The sequence below is a fragment of the Chryseosolibacter indicum genome, assembly GCF_018598585.1.
GTDB classification, from domain to species: Bacteria; Bacteroidota; Bacteroidia; order Cytophagales; family Cyclobacteriaceae; genus Chryseosolibacter; species Chryseosolibacter indicus.
In genome coordinates, this window is sequence record NZ_JAHESD010000001.1 from 55841 (window position 1) to 73260 (window position 17420).

14 protein-coding genes are annotated in these 17420 nt (G+C 38.8%); 6 read left to right on the top strand and 8 right to left on the bottom strand.

Annotated features, from left to right (window positions below; genetic code table 11):
- Positions 1 to 163: 163 nt before the first annotated feature.
- On the bottom strand, positions 164 to 1387 hold the full coding sequence (locus tag KK060_RS00250; protein WP_254151387.1) for a multidrug effflux MFS transporter: 1224 nt from the start codon (positions 1385 to 1387) through the stop codon (positions 164 to 166).
- A 208-nt stretch (positions 1388 to 1595) separates the two neighbouring features.
- Between KK060_RS00250 and KK060_RS00255 the strand changes: the two genes are divergently transcribed.
- Positions 1596 to 2483 (top strand): SMP-30/gluconolactonase/LRE family protein, encoded by an 888-nt coding sequence (locus KK060_RS00255; RefSeq protein WP_254151388.1) that lies wholly within the window; start codon positions 1596 to 1598, stop codon positions 2481 to 2483.
- A 104-nt stretch (positions 2484 to 2587) separates the two neighbouring features.
- On the opposite strand, the gene KK060_RS00260 is transcribed toward KK060_RS00255, so the two are convergent.
- The 3 genes from KK060_RS00260 to KK060_RS00270 form a co-directional block, all read right to left on the bottom strand.
- Positions 2588 to 3121 carry a ferritin gene (locus tag KK060_RS00260; RefSeq protein ID WP_254151389.1) on the bottom strand — a complete coding sequence of 178 codons (534 nt, stop codon included), beginning with the start codon at positions 3119 to 3121 and terminating at the stop codon, positions 2588 to 2590.
- A gap of 112 nt (positions 3122 to 3233) precedes the next feature.
- Positions 3234 to 3563, bottom strand: a complete 330-nt coding sequence (locus KK060_RS00265; protein ID WP_254151390.1) for a hypothetical protein — start codon at positions 3561 to 3563, stop codon at positions 3234 to 3236.
- Positions 3564 to 3662: 99 nt separating this feature from the next.
- Positions 3663 to 4451 carry a mechanosensitive ion channel family protein gene (locus KK060_RS00270; RefSeq protein WP_254151391.1) on the bottom strand — a complete coding sequence of 263 codons (789 nt, stop codon included), beginning with the start codon at positions 4449 to 4451 and terminating at the stop codon, positions 3663 to 3665.
- Positions 4452 to 4726: 275 nt separating this feature from the next.
- Here KK060_RS00270 and KK060_RS00275 point away from each other — a divergent pair, with 275 nt between their 5' ends.
- The 4 genes from KK060_RS00275 (at position 4727) to KK060_RS00290 (ending at position 10332) form a co-directional block, all read left to right on the top strand.
- Positions 4727 to 5095: a response regulator gene (locus tag KK060_RS00275; protein ID WP_254151392.1), complete on the top strand. Its 369-nt coding sequence runs from the start codon at positions 4727 to 4729 to the stop codon at positions 5093 to 5095.
- An 86-nt stretch (positions 5096 to 5181) separates the two neighbouring features.
- A complete protein-coding gene (locus KK060_RS00280) occupies positions 5182 to 5748 on the top strand; it encodes a YceI family protein (RefSeq protein WP_254151393.1) in 567 nt (188 codons plus the stop codon).
- Between the two features lie 3 nt (positions 5749 to 5751).
- The gene (locus KK060_RS00285; RefSeq protein ID WP_254151394.1) at positions 5752 to 8427 is read left to right on the top strand and encodes a ligand-binding sensor domain-containing protein; all 2676 of its coding nucleotides are present in this window, start codon (positions 5752 to 5754) and stop codon (positions 8425 to 8427) included.
- Positions 8428 to 8661: 234 nt separating this feature from the next.
- Positions 8662 to 10332 carry a beta-N-acetylhexosaminidase gene (locus KK060_RS00290; RefSeq protein WP_254151395.1) on the top strand — a complete coding sequence of 557 codons (1671 nt, stop codon included), beginning with the start codon at positions 8662 to 8664 and terminating at the stop codon, positions 10330 to 10332.
- 209 nt (positions 10333 to 10541) lie between these two features.
- Here KK060_RS00290 and KK060_RS00295 read toward each other — a convergent pair whose 3' ends face one another.
- Positions 10542 to 11009 carry a hypothetical protein gene (locus KK060_RS00295; RefSeq protein ID WP_254151396.1) on the bottom strand — a complete coding sequence of 156 codons (468 nt, stop codon included), beginning with the start codon at positions 11007 to 11009 and terminating at the stop codon, positions 10542 to 10544.
- A gap of 356 nt (positions 11010 to 11365) precedes the next feature.
- On the opposite strand from KK060_RS00295, the gene KK060_RS00300 reads away from it, so the two are divergent.
- Complete coding sequence (locus KK060_RS00300; protein ID WP_254151397.1) at positions 11366 to 14653, top strand: zinc-dependent metalloprotease family protein; 3288 nt, start codon at positions 11366 to 11368, stop codon at positions 14651 to 14653.
- Between the two features lie 65 nt (positions 14654 to 14718).
- On the opposite strand, the gene KK060_RS00305 is transcribed toward KK060_RS00300, so the two are convergent.
- The 3 genes from KK060_RS00305 to KK060_RS00315 are packed head-to-tail and all read right to left on the bottom strand — an operon-like array spanning position 14719 to position 17417.
- On the bottom strand, positions 14719 to 15300 hold the full coding sequence (locus tag KK060_RS00305) for a LutC/YkgG family protein (RefSeq protein WP_254151398.1): 582 nt from the start codon (positions 15298 to 15300) through the stop codon (positions 14719 to 14721).
- Entirely contained in the window at positions 15300 to 16682 is a 1383-nt protein-coding gene (locus KK060_RS00310; protein ID WP_254151399.1) for a lactate utilization protein B, read from the bottom strand. The genes KK060_RS00305 and KK060_RS00310 overlap by 1 nt, the downstream gene beginning before the upstream one ends.
- Positions 16683 to 17417 (bottom strand): (Fe-S)-binding protein, encoded by a 735-nt coding sequence (locus tag KK060_RS00315; RefSeq protein WP_254151400.1) that lies wholly within the window; start codon positions 17415 to 17417, stop codon positions 16683 to 16685.
- Between the last annotated feature and the right edge of the window lie 3 nt (positions 17418 to 17420).

A 17420-nucleotide genomic window follows, 5' to 3' on the forward strand; every position in this document is an offset into this window, starting at 1 on the left:
CCGAGGGGATCGAATAATCCAAACCCAAATGCACCGACATCCGACAAGAGACTGTGAGGGTTTGCCGATCATGAAAAGAGATAAGTAAAAAACAAAACTTATCCATAAACGCTTGTTGCTCGGGTGACTTTAGCAGTTATACAAGTAACAGGCGTTTATATATTCATATAATTACGGATTCCTCAGTTCTGTCTTTTGCGCGATATTTAATAATGATCTTTCCTGTTTTAAGAACAATTAACCCACCAATCACAGTCATAAACATGATGATGACCATTGGTGTAGGGGTACCATTATGAAAGGCACTAACCAGTGCAGTGGTAATACCGCCCATTGTCATTCTCAGTGCACCAACTAGTGATGCAGCACTACCTGCATTTTTAACAAAAGGGGCAAGAGAGAGCGCTGTTGTATTGGCATTGATTACTCCATTAGGAGAAACAAACAGGGCGATCATAGCAATTAACCCTATTTTATCCCACCAGTTAAAGAAAGTTCCGGTGATTAATACTATACCTACTATGGTTTGAAAGATCAACGCACCGTTTACAACTTGTTCACTTTTAAACCTCCTTAACAGGATGTGATTAAGCTGAGTGCAGCCAATCATTACACCTCCTATAATGGCGAAGATCCATCCGTATTCCTGTTCTGTAGTATGGTAAAAGTTGATGAACACGTCAGATGAGCCAGCTATGTAGGCGAACGGAGCAGATGTTGCTAAGCCACCCGTTACGCAATAGATTAGAAATTGCTTTTCTTTGATTACACTAATAAAATTGTTAATAACGGGTTTCGGCTTCAGAGACATTGTTTTGTCTCCCTTTCTTCCATCCTCTAAAACAAAATAGCTTAACAGCAAGATAACTAACGCTACCAGTGCAAGGGTAATAAATACAGCATGCCAGCCGAAGGAAGTAGTAATAAAACCGCCAACAGTAGGAGCAATCATAGGGGAAACTGCTACAACCAACGTCATCCAGGAAAATACATTTGCTGTTCTTTGAACCGGAAATAAGTCGCGCACCAATGTTTGAGCAGCCACCATACCGGCACATCCTCCAAGTGCCTGAAATAAACGCATTGTTATAAGCGATTCTACAGAAGCGGTAAGAGCACAAGCGAGGGATGCAATAATGTAAACAGCAAGACCAGTATATAGAGGAAGCTTACGACCAAACTTGTCAAGCAAAGGGCCATACAACAACTGGCCGCCTGCAATGCCTATAAAGTAACTTGTAAGTGATAGCTGAACATTTGCAATGGAGGTAGAAAGATCTTTGGCTATAGCCGGAAATCCGGGCAGATACATATCAATTGAGAACGGGCTTATGGTAGATAGCGAGCCAAGAATTAGTATGGTGATTGCTTGTTGTTTTTGTTTCATATTTTATATACGGCATGTACAATTATGCCAAACAAACCTGCCTTGTTTTACGGGGCGGCAAATATAGTTCATACCAAATTTTCATTGATCGGGTTCCATTATTATTTATTTTTATGTGAGTGGTGAAATTATCTTAGATATACTAATTCAATATATATTTGCTGGCGCATTAAAACGCATAAATTCTAAACACAATCCTGTAAATTTTATGAAACAACTAGTTGTATTGTCTTGCGTATTGGCAATGGTGATCAGCGCTTGCCAAACCCAAAAGCAAAATGCAGAGGAAACAGAAGTTAAAGACTCAGTTGGCGCAGCTCCAGTAAAACTGACTTTGAAGTGGGAGACTGACACCGTATTGACGACATGCGAATCTGTTCTCTATGATAGAGAGCGTGACGTTCTATACGCTGCAAATATTAATGGTGTACCAGATAATAAAGACGGTAACGGATTTATTTCTAAGGTATCACTTGAAGGAAAAGTGACAGAAGCGCAATGGGTAAAAGGACTTAACGCGCCAAAAGGTATGGGGCTCTTTAATTCTAAATTGTATGTAGCCGATATAGACCGTGTAGTCGAAATTGATGTTACATCAGGAAAGGTTACCAATACTTTTGCCGTAGAAGGAGCTAAGTTTTTAAATGATGTTACTGTAGACAGTACCGGACGTGTATATGTTAGTGACACAGGAGCAGGTAACATTGTTGTAATTGAGAACGGCAAACTTTCTAAATGGCTTGAAAATGTAGAGGCGCCTAATGGACTATTAGCTGAAGGTAATAAACTTTTAATGCTTTCTTTCGCGGCAAAAACCTTTAATACTATTGATGTAGCAAGCAAGCAGGTTACAAAACAAGCTGATGGCATTTCAAATGCAGATGGAATCGAGGCACTAGGAGATGGTGGTTATCTTGTTTCAAGCTGGGATGGTGAGATCACGCATGTGGGCGCTGACTTCAAGACTACAAGCGTGCTAACGCTAAGAGCAGATTCAGTAAATTCAGCAGATATTGAATATATCCAGGACAAAAATCTACTCCTCGTTCCTACATTCTTCAAGAATACTGTAAGAGCATACGAGGTAAGTAAATAGGATAAGCGCAAAACCTTTTAAAGTAAAAAAGCTTCCAGATTGGAAGCTTTTTTACTTTAAAGAACTCATTTCTAATTTGTTCTTATAGTTTTTTTAACGGTAATCTATTCAGATTCTTTTGCTTTAAGTTTATACACTTCTTTATCGATTCTGTATAATCCACCAGCATCAGTACCAATAATATCGTAAATCTCAAGGCACCTTCTGGCCTGTTGCTCTTCCTCAAGTTGCTCATCAAGATACCACTGTAAGAACCGCGCAGTTTGAAAATCCTTTACTTTATAGCAGTGATCAGAAATTCTGTTAAAGTTAGTTGTGATTGCAATTTCAGCTTCAAGGGATTTAACAAAAACATCGCGTAAGCCTTCAAAAGAGCGTTCAATTTTTGTAACATCAGGAGATACAGGAAGACCACCTGCATCTGCAACGTAGTGAAACAGCTTAAGCATGTGCTCGCGCTCTTCATCAGATTGTTTTTTGAAAAAATATCCGGATCCGTTGAGGCCCTGTGCGTAACACCATGCAGCCATTGACAAATAGGTAGCTGATGAGTGCGCTTCCATGGCAATTTGCTCATTAAGCAAATCTATAACTGAATCCTGTAAAGATGTTTTAAGTCTGATAACTGAAGTATTCATAATCTTTTATTTCTAATAACAGGTATTAAAATGTTATACCTAAAATTAGTAAATGCCGATTAGGATACTAAAAACAGATGGAAGAAATGCGTAATTTGAAATGAGTCTAAAATTAGTCAGCGAAGCGTATTCCCTTTCTGAAAAGGAGGTCTTCAAGTTTCAGCTGAAACATCTGCTTTTCAAAAAGCGACCTGAATCTAATGAACTCTTGTAGGTTAAGGGTTACAGTCTTTCCGCATCCTGTTAAAGGAATACGTACAAAATCATAGCAGGAATCTGTGTTCAGGAGGTATTCTTCAACGTTTTTCCCCACAAGAAAGCTAAACGTCTGAAGAAATTCACATACGTTTTGTTCGATAAGTTGACTCTCAACCTGAAGTTGAAATTTACCTTTTTTCCGATTAAGGCTGATTGAAAGTTCCTTTACGAGTTGCTGTTCCAAATACTCCCTGCTTAAATAACGAGGTAAATATAAGCTTATTTAGATTTAATACAGATAGTGCGACAGTAAAAAAACTGTAAAATTTATCCAGAAACGGCTTTAGGGCATTCCGGGCAGCTTTATTCCTGCCGCCTGAAGGTCATTTATTAGCTTTTGCTGAAGCACAAATTTGAGGTCGTAGTATTTAAGTGCATCTATCCAAACCTGAACAGTCATTTTGAAACCATCAGGATCAAGGGTAGATACCCCAACAACTATTTTGCTGTTAGTTGTTTTATTGGGAAAAGAGGTAATGGAATCGAGGAGAAGTTTTTTAATTTTTTCTATGTCATAAGCATAGGAGAATTTTAGTTCGATATCTAGGCGTCGCGATCCTTGCCGGCTAATGTTTACGATTACTTCATTTGATAACTTACTGTTGGGAATAATAACAGAGCGATTATCTGCGGTTGTAATGATGGTATAAAAGATCTCTATGGATTCAACAATACCGTCATGGCCCTGGGCAATAATATTATCTCCGACTTTAAAAGGCTTGAGTAATAAGATAAGTACCCCGCCTGTAAAATTTTGTAATGTGCCAGAGAGCGCCAAACCTGCAGCAACACCAAGAGAAGTAACGATAGCAGTAAAAATAGTTAACCGCACGCTCAAGAGCTGAAGAACGATAAGTAATAGCAGAATTTGTAAAAGCGTGATCACCAGGCTTTGTAGAAATGGTCTTAGTGAAGAAGATATTTCTTTTCTCTCCATCGCTCTATAGAGCCATTTTTTTATCACCCTGATCATCCATTGCCCGGTGAAGAAAACAACAATTGCAATAATAATAGAAGGCGCGTATAGCTCTACCCAGTGCAATGCGATATCGTAAAATTTTGATAAGTTCATTTTCTGCAAATATGCTTGCGCAAATAAAATCATCTTTGTTCAAAAAGAGACGTGCTCACAGCATAAAAATCTGAAGCACTTAAAGAATTATACGGATGAAGTTGAAATGTTCAGCCAAAGTATTTTTACCTACGTACTTTAAGGAGACATTCTTAAACCAGTTTTGATTTTCTCAAATCAGGAACTCATAACGGTATAACTATGCTAAATTCGATGAAATTTACTGTTATCCGTTCTGGCACAGAAATCAATGATGTGTAAACAAATGTTTATATATGTCGACCACGGTGATAGGAATTTTTGCAGACGATAAGGTAGAGAAATACATTTTTGAAAAAGCAATGGAGAAGTATGAACACAAAATAGAATTTTATGTGTTTAGTACGCCGGAAGAAGGACTGATGAGAGCCAAGGAAATTCATTTTGATGTTGTTTTTATAGAAATACATTATTGGGGAGAAACGTTTGGAGGTTTTTCCATCTTAACTGAACTGAAAAAGGTATTAAACAAGCCTACAATAGCAGTAGGAATGACATCTCTTATGCAAGAGGGTGATCTTGAAAAAATGATAAACGCAGGATTTCATCTATGTATAGAAAAGCCTCTCGCTTTTGAGTCTATAGGAGCGTTTGCAAGTAAATGAGTGATCAGCGGAAACGCTATTCTTAAATTCTTGCAGAAATAGTACCTGTCTATTTTTAATTCCGATAAGTTTATTATTTTGGTACAATGGAGCAAACTGTACTATTGACCAAACCCCGTGTATTTTTAATAGTATTGTTTTTATTTTTCACGCCAAAAGTTCTGGCTCAAAAATACCGGTTTGAAAGGGGAGAAGTATCTTTTGTTTCAAACGCGGAGCTTGAGCAGATAAAGGCTAAAACAGGACAAATACAGGGGTTATTAGATCCTGTTACTAATCAATTTGCTTTTACTGTAGATATTAGATCTTTTAAAGGTTTTAACAGCGAACTTCAAAGAGAGCACTTTAATGAGAAATACATGGAAAGTGAACGGTACCCCAAGGCTAAGTTTTCCGGTAAGATCATAGAGACAATTGACTTTAGTGAGAACAAAATCCATGAGGTTAGAGCAAAGGGTGAATTAGACATACACGGACAAAAGCAAACTCGGATCATTAAGACAAAATTTATTCTTGAAAATGGAAAGGCTAGGATTGAATCAACTTTTCTGGTTCCGCTTTCAGACCATAACATCACCATTCCTAGTATAGTAAAGCAAAAGATAGCTTCAGAGATAGAAGTTAGCATTTGGGGTACTTTGTCTCTTCAATAGCATATGCGGAAATTTTATATTCTCCTTGTTCTTCTCTTCAATACCATCGTCTCTTTCTGTCAGTTACCCTTTTTTCAACAATATCATTTAAAGAAGAAAAATGAAACATTAAATGTAAATGCAATTCTGCAAGACAGCGAAGGCGTGATGTGGATTGGGACTACTGAAGGACTATTTCAATTTGATACCAGAAGAAGATACCATTATTCCTTAAATGATAGTCTTGCCAATTTAAACGTTACTGCACTTGCTGAAGACAATGAGGGAAGAATATGGATAGGGCATCAAGATGGTAGTATATCAGTCTTTTCACAGGGGAGATTTGAGAAATTTGAACCGTATGAGGGAGTTCCAACTGAAGCAATTTCTGATATATTGTTTGATTCGAAAGGTACCATGTGGCTTGGTACAAGAAATGACGGGCTCTACTACTATCAGAATAAGCGATTATTCAGGCTTGATGAAGAAGAGGGAATGCCTGACCTTTTTATCTATAATATAGATGAAGATAGCGAAGGCAACATCTGGGCAGGAACGGACAGAGGCATCGTAAAGTGCACATTTAAGGATAAGAGGGTAATGGTTACTACGTTTTCCCAGGCCAGTGGCAGCTTGCCAGACAATATTGTTACTCACGTTGTCAGAGGAGTTTATCCTTACTTATTTATGAGTACAGATAGCCAGGGTATTCTTTCGTTTAATACTGTAACAGGCGAATCAAAGCTTATTTCACCTTCGTGGTCTTATGGATCGATAAATGATTTTGTTGTCTCTGGACATAACATCTGGATATCTTCTTCGGAGGGTTTAGTAGTGGTTGACTATGTTATCAATAACACCAAGGTTTATAGACCTGGTGTAAAGTTTAACTTAGGAATGATAAATGTTTTGGGAAGTGATTTCGAGGGTAACATTTGGGTAGGTACAAAGACAGGACTTTTCAGAATTCCTGGTGATGAAATTGAATTTATCCGAGATTTTACTCCTGAAATAGAACAAGATATTCTTGCGGTTACTGAGGACCATGAAAAACAGTTGTGGTTTTCGAACAAGCAGGGTTTATTTAAAAGGGAACAGGATTTAAAGGGAAAGGTTAAGTATATTAATCTTTTAGCAAATACCAGGTATAGTAAATATCAGGTGATAAGCCTTTATACTGATACTCGCGGTAAAATTTGGGCCGGTTTTTATGGCGAAGGGGTTCTTATGATTGATCCCGTGTCTTTACAAATCACACATATTGAAAATGAACTCCGGAATGGAAATGTATTGAGTATAACCGGAAAAGGAGATGAAGTTTGGCTAGCTACGCTTGGCGGAGTAACACAAATACAATACTCAGGTAACGGTCTTAAGTTCGAAAATTATAGTATCAAAAACGGTTTAGCTTCTGATTTTATCTATAAAGTTTTTATAGATAGTAAGAACAGGAAATGGTTTGGAACAGATGGAAGGGGAGTTTGTATGTTTGATGGTTCAGCTTTCCATCGATTTGAGCGAGGACTTCCATCCAAAGTTGTTTATGATATTACTGAGGATTCTAGTGGTGCTGTTTATGCTAATGTACAGGGAAATGGTATCTATCGCCTTGATGTTAATAAAAAAAAGTTCTTTTCGGTTAAAGCTTTAACATTGCGAGATCACAATGTGCAATGTTTGGCCACAGACAAGAATGGTCATTTAATGATGATGCATGATTTGGGAATTGATGTTTTTCGTCCGAATAAGTTAAATCTATATTCTATTGGTGAAGAGAAAGGCTTAAGGGAAAAGTTTCCTGCATTAAACGCGTGGAATAGAACGTTGTCTGGCGACCTTTTGTATGCTACCAGTGATGGCATTGTTAAGTATCACGCAACGACCGATACTGTTCCTTCTGCACCTAAACCATTACTTATATCTTTAAAAATTCTGGATAAGTTAATTGATGTTAAAAACAAGCATGTTTTTTCTTACAATGAAAATAACCTGATATTTAATATTTTTGCAATATGGTATAAAAATCCTGAAGCTGTCCAATTTCAATATATGCTCGAAAATTATGACAACAATTGGATAGCAACACGTGATCAAAGTATTACTTATTCCCGAATCCCTCCCGGAAATTATGTGTTTCGTTTAAGGGCATCAGCGACCGAAGACTTTACGGAAGCAAAAGAGATAACATATGCTTTTGTGATTGATTCTCCTTTTTGGAAAACACCTCCTTTCTTTATGTTATGTTTCGTAGCATTGCTTATCAGTGGCTATGCATTTATTAAATTCAGAGAAAGAAAACTGCGATATGATAACCTTATCCTGGAGGCAAAGGTCCAACGGCGAACGTTAGAGATTCAGAGGCAATCGGAAGAAATACAGGCGCAGAATGAGGAGATATTGGCGCAGGCAGAGGAGATTAATGGAATTAATGAGAACCTTGAGCAGATTGTAAGAGAACGTACTGCCGACCTAGAGCGTAAGACCCAAGCACTCGAAGAATACGCTTTTATCAATGCACACAAACTTAGAAGTCCGGTAGCAAGTATCCTCGGACTAGCAAACCTTCTATCAAAAACAAAGCTCGATGATGAAGGCCTTGAGATAAATCGACGACTAACACAAAAAACAGAGGAACTAGATACGATTGTTCGATCCATTACTAAAGCATTAGAGAAAGGAGATGGCCACTTCCTGCTTTAGTACATGTCCTCAGGTTAGACCTAACTTTCCAACAACAAACTTTGAATAGGCTTGCTTAATGAATCATGGTGTGTACTGAGACACAAATTTATTGTTCATGGGTATAATCAATATGGCCGTTGATGTCCCAATGTTTCTCTACGGCTTTAAAGATAAAAGATTTACCCCTGGCACTTATTCATTTTGAACCAAGAAGATTTATGCTTATTTATGAAAAAATGATATATCATAAATATGTTACGATTTACTCGATCCTTTAAAACTTTAATCCTCGCGATAGGTTTTTTTTGTTTTGTTTCATGCAGTAATACATCTACTGTATCCGAAAACGCTAAGGTGGCGTTCGAAAGCGTTATTCCTAAACCAGTAAGCTCAAGCATTACAAACAAAGCGTTTACATTTTCGAAAGAGACTTCAATAGTAGTATCAGATAACGCAGAGACGTTGGCAATAGCCAATGAGTTTGCTCAGTTTATAAAACGAGCATCAGGGTTGGAAGTACCTGTAACTACCACAAAAGGTGAAGAAGCTACTTCTCACGCTATATACCTCACCGTTGGGGGAGACGATCAACAACTTGGTAACGAAGGTTATGAAGTTACCATCACAGAAGAACGTATTCATGCCAAGGCAAATAGTCCAGCTGGAATATTTTATGCTGTTCAGACTCTAAGACAAATGTTGCCGCCAGCAGTTGAAGGTAAAACGCAACGGAATACTAAGTTGGAAATAGTTACGGGAGTTGTCAAGGATTATCCTCTTTATGGGTGGCGTGGCTCTATGCTTGATGTGGCGAGGCATTTCTTCTCGGTAGAAGATGTGAAAAGATATATAGATTTGATCAGTTATTATAAGATGAATGTATTGCATCTGCATCTAAGCGATGATCAGGGATGGAGGATAGAAATTAAGTCGTGGCCGAAGTTAACGGAAGTTGGAGGTAGTACGCAGGTTGGTGGAGGTAAAGGCGGGTTTTACACTCAGGATCAATATAAGGATATTGTAGCCTATGCTAAGAGCAGGTTTGTGACTATTGTACCAGAAATTGATATGCCTGGGCATATTAACGCGGCGCTTGCGTCTTATGCAGAACTGAATGCCGGCCCTCCGATTAAACGTGAAGCAGGAGCAAATGAAAGTCCGGTACAAGCGTCGCAGGAGGTTAAACCTAAGCCTGTAGCAGGACAGTTATATACTGGAATTGAAGTTGGCTTTAGCACCCTTCATTTGAAGAAAGATGCTACGTTTAAATTTGTGAACGACGTAATACGTGAGCTTGCAGAAATTACACCTGGTCAATATCTGCATATAGGTGGCGATGAAGCCGCAGTTACCAAGAAAGAAGATTATATTCAATTTATTAATCGATTTAAAGAAATTGTTAGCGCCAATGGAAAGAAAATGATTGGTTGGGAAGAAGTTGCACAGGGTGAAATCGATTCGACAACTATAGTACAATATTGGCATTCGGAGAAGTATGCAAAACAAGCCGTGGATAAAGGTGCGAAAATCATTTTTTCTCCGTCGACAAAAACTTATCTGGATATGCAGTATGATTCTACAAGTCGTATAGGACTACACTGGGCAGCTTATATCGAAGCTGATTCTGCCTATATTTGGGATCCAGCAAGGCTTGTTGAAGGAATATCAAAAGATCAAATCTTAGGTGTTGAAGCGCCGCTTTGGACTGAAACAGTTGTTACAATGGACGATATTGAATATCTGGTTTTTCCAAGATTACCAGGAGTAGCCGAAATAGGGTGGTCTCAGCAGACTGTTAGGAACTGGGATGAGTACAGGAACCGCGTTGCACGTCATCAAGAACGATGGAAGGCTATGGATATAGATTATTATCAATCGCCGAAAATTCCTGCTGCAAATACTGATATTGCCGAGAAGAATTAATGAACATGTATTATTAATTCGTTTTAAAGAGCCTCATTCTGACATCAGACCGCGGCTCTTTAATTTTTTAACATAGTATCTAGGGTATAGTGATCTTTTTGTTGAGAGGATCATAATAAAGGGAGACTAAATTCTGCCATTTGGCAATTTAACTAATTCGAATAAGTTAGGCTTAGAAGGGAAATGAGAGGGTCGGTTTTAAAACTTACTTATACAGCCTCACCTTTATCAACGGCAACTTCGCTATTCTCTGCTGGATTTTTCTTATCTACATAGGCCCAAATTCCTAATGCTATTGCCAAAATTATAATTGCTTTGCCTCCTAATTTGTCCCATAGTCCGACAGGGTTTGATGGAAGAGCGATTTTATGAGTTTCTGCAAGCTCTTTTAGTTCATCTTCGGAAATATCAAAATACACATCCTTATCTTTGATTATAAGCGCGTACTGTCCTTCATAATTCCAGATTGGCAGCCATACAAACCAAAGTTGTTTGTAGACATAGCCAAGGTCAGCATAAGCGTTATATTCTTTTGAATAAAAACTTGCGCTGTCGGGAAGATCAGCGACTTTCGTGATATACATACAATCGCTACAATATGGTACTCTTATTCGCGGAGCAGCATCTACTGAATAGAATACTAAAGTCAACATAATTGCAATAAAAATTCTTCTCATAATTAGTGGGATTTTTAATAATTATAATGCAAGAATAGCTAAATGATTAATTGTACTTTTTAATACTTTGCTAACAGCAGGATTTTCTTTTTAAATGAAAAATCAAGTAAAATTTGAAGAGATTTATTACTCTATAATTTCAGGATAAAATAACTCTGCATAGGTCGACGTCCTCTTAGAATGCCAATCACTATTTTCTTCAATTTGCGGGGAGTCGTGTCAAATATCTATTGTTATTTGTAAGTTATTTAGACAGTAATCTAGGCTTGAATAACTTTTATGGAAGCGTTTCACCTGTTCGCTAAGTAGTCAGAAAAAGTTATTTCTTATCTTCATTTATTACACAACCAAAGCTTATGAAGAAAACTTTACTGTCAATTGCAGTCATGGTTATGACTGTTCTATTGGGCTTTGCCCAACAAAAAAATTACTGGACCAAATCAGGCGAACCGCCTGTTGAGGACCAATTGCCTTCTTCCAGGTCCAAGCCAGCAGACTATCAAACATTTGAACTGGACTTATCGGTTTTCAAACAAGACTTAAGGCAAGCACGTGCAAGAGGAGTACAAAGTTCAAGGGCAGACATCGTGATGACTTTTCCCAATCCTGAAGGAAACCTTGAGCGGTTTACTGTTGTTGAAGCTTCTGTTTTGCATCCTGACCTTTCAGCTAAATATCCTGGAATAAAATCATACGCTGGTCAAGGTATTGATGATCCAACATCAACAATACGATTTAGTATTTCTGACCAGACAGGATTTCATGGAATGATCCTTACCTCACAACGTAGCTCATTTTTTATAGATCCATATTCTAAGGATAAGAAGATTTACACGGTTTACAACAGGGCGAATATGGGGAGTAGAGCATCTGATTTTCAGTGTTTCACTGAAGCGGGTAATATGACTTCATCACTGAGGGATAATTCGTCTGGCAGAACCAACGACAAGAAGTTAAGAAAATACAGATTAGCGCTTTCATGTAATGCAGAATATGGAAACATCTTTGCCGGAAGTACGGGTACGGATGCTCAGAAGAAAGCTAACATTCTCGCTCAAATGAATGTTACCATGACCCGTGTTAATGGTGTGTACGAGAAGGACCTTGCGATTACCATGGAGATTGTTCCCAATAATGACGTTATTATATATTACGGTAGCACAAGTGCAGATCCATGGAATGGAGAATTCAACGCGAAAACGCAGCAGGTAATTGATTCTCAAATTGGAAACGCCAATTATGATATTGGCCACAATTTCAATACCTCAGGAGGTGGTAATGCAGGTTGTATAGGCTGTGTTTGTACAGCAGGAAGTAAGGGGAGTGGTTATACTGGCAGGCCAAATCCAACTGGAGATGCTTTTGATATTGACTATGTCGCTCACGAGATGGGTCATCAGTTTGGAGGATATCATGTACAAAGTAATTTATCGTGCAGAAGCGGAAGTGGTACCACGGAGGTGGAACCCGGAAGCGGAAGCTCAATTATGGGTTACGCGGGTATCTGTGCTGCAAATGTTCAGAGTAATAGTGATGCTTATTTTGCTTATGTGAATATTCGTGATATTTCAGCAAATGTTCAAAGCGGACCAAGCTCGGGCTGTGCCCAGGTGGTAAACCTTGCTAATAATCCTCCTACTTGCAATGCTGGTACTGATTACACTATTCCTAAATCTACGGCATTTGTTCTACGTGGCCAAGGTTCTGATCCAGATGGCGATGTGCTTACCTATACATGGGAACAGAACGATCCAGGAGATCCCAATTCAAATGCCGCTCCTTCGCCTACCAGGACCGTTGGTCCTATGTTCAGGTCAAGACCTGGTACATCTTCTCCTGATCGTTATTTTCCAAAAATCAGCGACGTTGTAGCAAATAATCTTTCTCCTACATGGGAGGTAATTCCATCTGTTGCACGAACCCTAAACTTTTCCCTGACTGTACGTGATATTAAGGCGGGTGGCGGACAAACCTCGGATGATTTAATGCGAGTTACAGTCAACGGAACAGCAGGGCCTTTCACTGTAAGTGCGCCTAATACCGCGGTAAGTTGGGCTGTAGGGTCTTCGCAGACCGTGACATGGAATGTTGCAAGCACAAACACTGCTCCTGTAAATTGTAGCAATGTGAACATCCTGCTGTCTACCGATGGGGGTTTTACTTATCCCGTTACACTGGTCTCCAATACTCCTAATGATGGATCTGAAGCTATTGTAGTACCTAACAATGTAGGCACAACATGTCGTGTTAAAGTAGAAGCTGCAGATAATATATTTTATGATATTTCCAATGCAAACTTTACCGTTACCGGTGGAGGTGCTACATGTACGGCTACAGTACCCACCGGCTTAGAAGCTACCGGAATTACAGCTTCTGGCGTCGCACTTAATTGGAATGCAGTTTCAGGTGCGACCTATGATATTCAATACCGCCTTGCAGGAACAACAACATGGACAGCACTTGCTGCGAGTACAAATACTATAACATTGTCAGGTCTTGCTGCATCTACTCAATATGAAGCCCAGGTAAGGAGCAAGTGCCCAACCACTACATCTGCGTTTAGTGCCTCTATAACATTCGCTACAACTTCTTCATCTGCGAACTACTGTGCATCAAAAGGCAACAACGTGACGGACGAATATATTGGCAGAGTACAGTTAGGTACCATTAACAATTCCAGTGGAGCGAATGGAGGGTATGGAGACTTTGCAAGCCTTTCTACTGATCTTTCTATAGGTGCTGCTTATACCATTACCATTACACCAACATGGCCTGGTACAACTTACAATGAAGGTTATGGTGTATGGATTGATTATAACAAAGATGGAGATTTTACGGATACAGGTGAACAGCTCTTTACAAGAACTGCCTCTAAAACTACACCGATAACCGGAACCTTTACAGTGCCTTCTACAGCCACATCAGGATCTACGAGAATGCGGGTCTCAATGAAGTATAATGCTGTACCTACCTCGTGCGAAACGTTTAGCTATGGCGAAGTTGAGGATTATACAGTGAATATTACCAGTGGTGGCAGTAGTGGCCCTTCATGTACTAATGTAACTCTTACACTTAAGCTTGATAACTATCCTGAAGAAACAAGCTGGTCTATCAAAAATTTAAGCGGTGCTACCGTAGCATCGGGAGGTGCTTATGGGTCTTCACCTGATGGAAGTACAATAACAGCTACAAATTGCCTTCCAGCTGGCTGTTATACTTTTACCATTAACGATAGCTATGGCGATGGTATCTGTTGTACCTACGGTAATGGTTCATATGTATTAAATGATGCTTCAGGTACAACGCTCGTATCTGGCAGTTCATTTACAACTTCTGCAACACATAATTTCTGTGTCGGCGGAGCAGCCAAGGAAGCAAGGGGCGAAGCTCCTATTGTTATGGCGTCTGAAGAGATACCTTCCACGATTGTCTATCCTAATCCTGTAAAAGATGAATTAAAAATCATATTGAAACATGGTGCTGTAATTCGTTCGATTAAAATCGCGACAATAAAAGGCTCTTTATTGCAAATGAAGAGTGGTGACAGGAAGGAAGTTAACGTTTCGGAACTTCCGTCGGGCATGTACATCCTTTCTATTGATACCAATAAAGGTTTGATCAATGAGAAGTTTGTAAAGGAATGAAAATCAATATCTAAAATAGAAGGGCAGGTAAAGCTGTCTTTCTATTTTTTAAAGTGTAAGTCTAGCTAATGTAGTAAAAATACAGTAAGACTTTTAGGGCCATGCGCTCCTAATACAAGAGATTGTTCTATGTCGGCGGTTTTTGACGGTCCTGCTATAAAAGTCCCAAAATTATATTGTTCTGCATCTGTTAAATAATAGGCTTCATGTAAAGTCGGTACAATCTTGATTGCAGGGACAATAAGAATAAGGTTCTCGCAAATAAATGGCAATGCTCTGTCCAGCATGGCATTTTCAGTTAGCCAAACTGCTCCGTTTTCTGCCACACCAAACTTTCCTTCAAGAATAGCTATTTGAATGTGCTTAAAGTCATGCGGGGAGACTACGGATTGCTGAAGAACCTTGGTGTAAGGTAATTGTGACACTGATGAAATAATGTGTTGTACATTTGGAAACGTCTTTTCGATAAACTGTTTTACTTCTCCTAAAGATTGAATCTCAAGTACAGCACCTCCAATACTTACCAATACATTTTTAAATTTTTCAAGTGCGTTTGCGGGTTCGGTATGCTTTATCTCAGATGGCCCCTCAGTGTATACTGGTTGATTCTTCTTAACGGTCTGTAGTATGCGGTCTCGACTGGTCATTAATGTTGTTTGTTTTTTTGATACCAAGATCTAAATGATTCTTTTGGTGGGATAGGCATTTCTCTTTGCTTATACCATGGGTTAAAATTATTATTAACAATAAACGGAAGATATGTTAGAATTTTTCGTCCAATCCATCCTGATAATGTGAACAGCAAAGGATTTGATAAAATAAGTTCCATAAAATTCATGCTTACTTTTTTCTTCGTACTCACGTATCCATTTCTAACAATTTCCTGGCGCCATTTATACAACTGATTGTGAATATCAATTTTTACCGGGCAAACATTAGAGCAAGAACCACATAATGTTGAGGCGAAGGGAAGATCGCTATTTTTCTTAATGTCCCAGGCAGGGGCTAGAATTGATCCAATAGGTCCAGCTATAGCAGTGTGGTAGCTGTGTCCGCCACTTCTTCTATAAACAGGACAAGTATTAAAACAAGCCCCGCATCTGATACATTTAAGAGCATTTCTGAAATCGTCACTTGCCAGACGTTTACTTCTTCCGTTATCCAATAATACAATATGCATCTCCTGCCCGACGCGAGGTTTTCTAAAATGACTTGAGTATGTAGTTATTGGTTGTCCTGTGGCACTTCTTGCCAGTAGCCTTAAGAAAACGGCAAGGTCTTTTCTTTTCGGGATTATTTTTTCTATTCCCATACAAGCTATGTGAACATCAGCAAGGTGAGCACCAAGGTCAGCGTTTCCTTCATTAGTACAAACCACAAACTCACCTGTTTCTGCTACTGCAAAGTTTACTCCTGTTATTGCTACCTTACTGGTTAAGAAATGTTCTCTTAAATGTACACGGGCGGCATGTGTGAGAAACTGGGGATCGGCATTACCCTCAGGAGTTCTAAGGTGCTTATGAAATAGCACTCCAATTTCTTCCTTTTTCCAATGGATGCAAGGTAGTACAATGTGACTTGGTGGTTCATTGGCCAATTGTACAATCCGTTCCCCTAAATCTGTATCGACAACCTCAATGCCATGTTGCTCGAGGAATTTATTCAAGTGACATTCCTCTGTAAGCATTGATTTACTCTTTACTATCTTATTGACATGATACTTCTTAAGAATTGATTGAACAATGGCATTATGTTCTTCTGGTGTTTCCGCCCAATGAATGATAACTCCATTTTCTTTTGCTTTTCTTTCAAATTCAAGGAGGTAGTCATACAGATTAGCAAGAACGTGATTTTTAATATGGGAGGCATGTTCTCTTAATTGCTCCCACTCTGGAATTTGCCATGCAGCCTTATCGCGTTTCTCTCGTATAAACCAAAGGGTCTTGTCATGCCAGTTTACCCGTTTTTCATCTTTATTAAAGTCTTCTGCAAGTGAAGCATGGTCTCTTTCTATGTTTAATTCAGACATCTAACCTGCAATTAAAATTTCAGCAATATGTATAACCTGTACATTACTTTTTTGCCTTTTCAAAATTCCCTCCAGGTGCATAAGACATGACATGTCATTTCCTGTAATGTACTCTGCGTTATGAATCAGATGATCAGCCACCCGATCTTTACCCATTTTTACGGATACCGCTTCCTCAGCGACGCAAAATGTTCCGCCAAATCCACAGCATTCATCTTTTCGATCTAAAGCAACCAATTCAAGTCCCTTTACTTTTTTTAAAAGATGTTCAGTTTTAGAAAAGGAAGGAGCCACTAACTCGCTCATTTGCGACAGATGAAGGCCACGTTGCCCGTGGCAACTTTGATGCAACCCTACGCGGTAAGGGAATGAGGCACTAAGGTTTTCTATTTTAAGTACGTCTGTTAAAAATTCAGTTAGCTCAAAAATCTTGTTTTTTATATTTTCAGACTCCTGCTCTCTACCTTTAAAATGTAAATGATCCTTAATATGTAAAACGCAACTTCCACTTGGAGAAACCACATAATCATATTCTTCAAAACTATTAATAAAGTTGAGATTACAACCCGACGTTAAACTTTCAAACCCAGAATTTGCCATTGGCTGACCACAACAAGTTTGTGCTAAAGGAAAATGAACATTCAAACGTAATTTTTCGAGTAACTGCAAAGTAGCAATAGCTACCTGCGGGTAAAATTGATCAACATAACAGGGTATGAAAAGGCCAATTTTCATTTT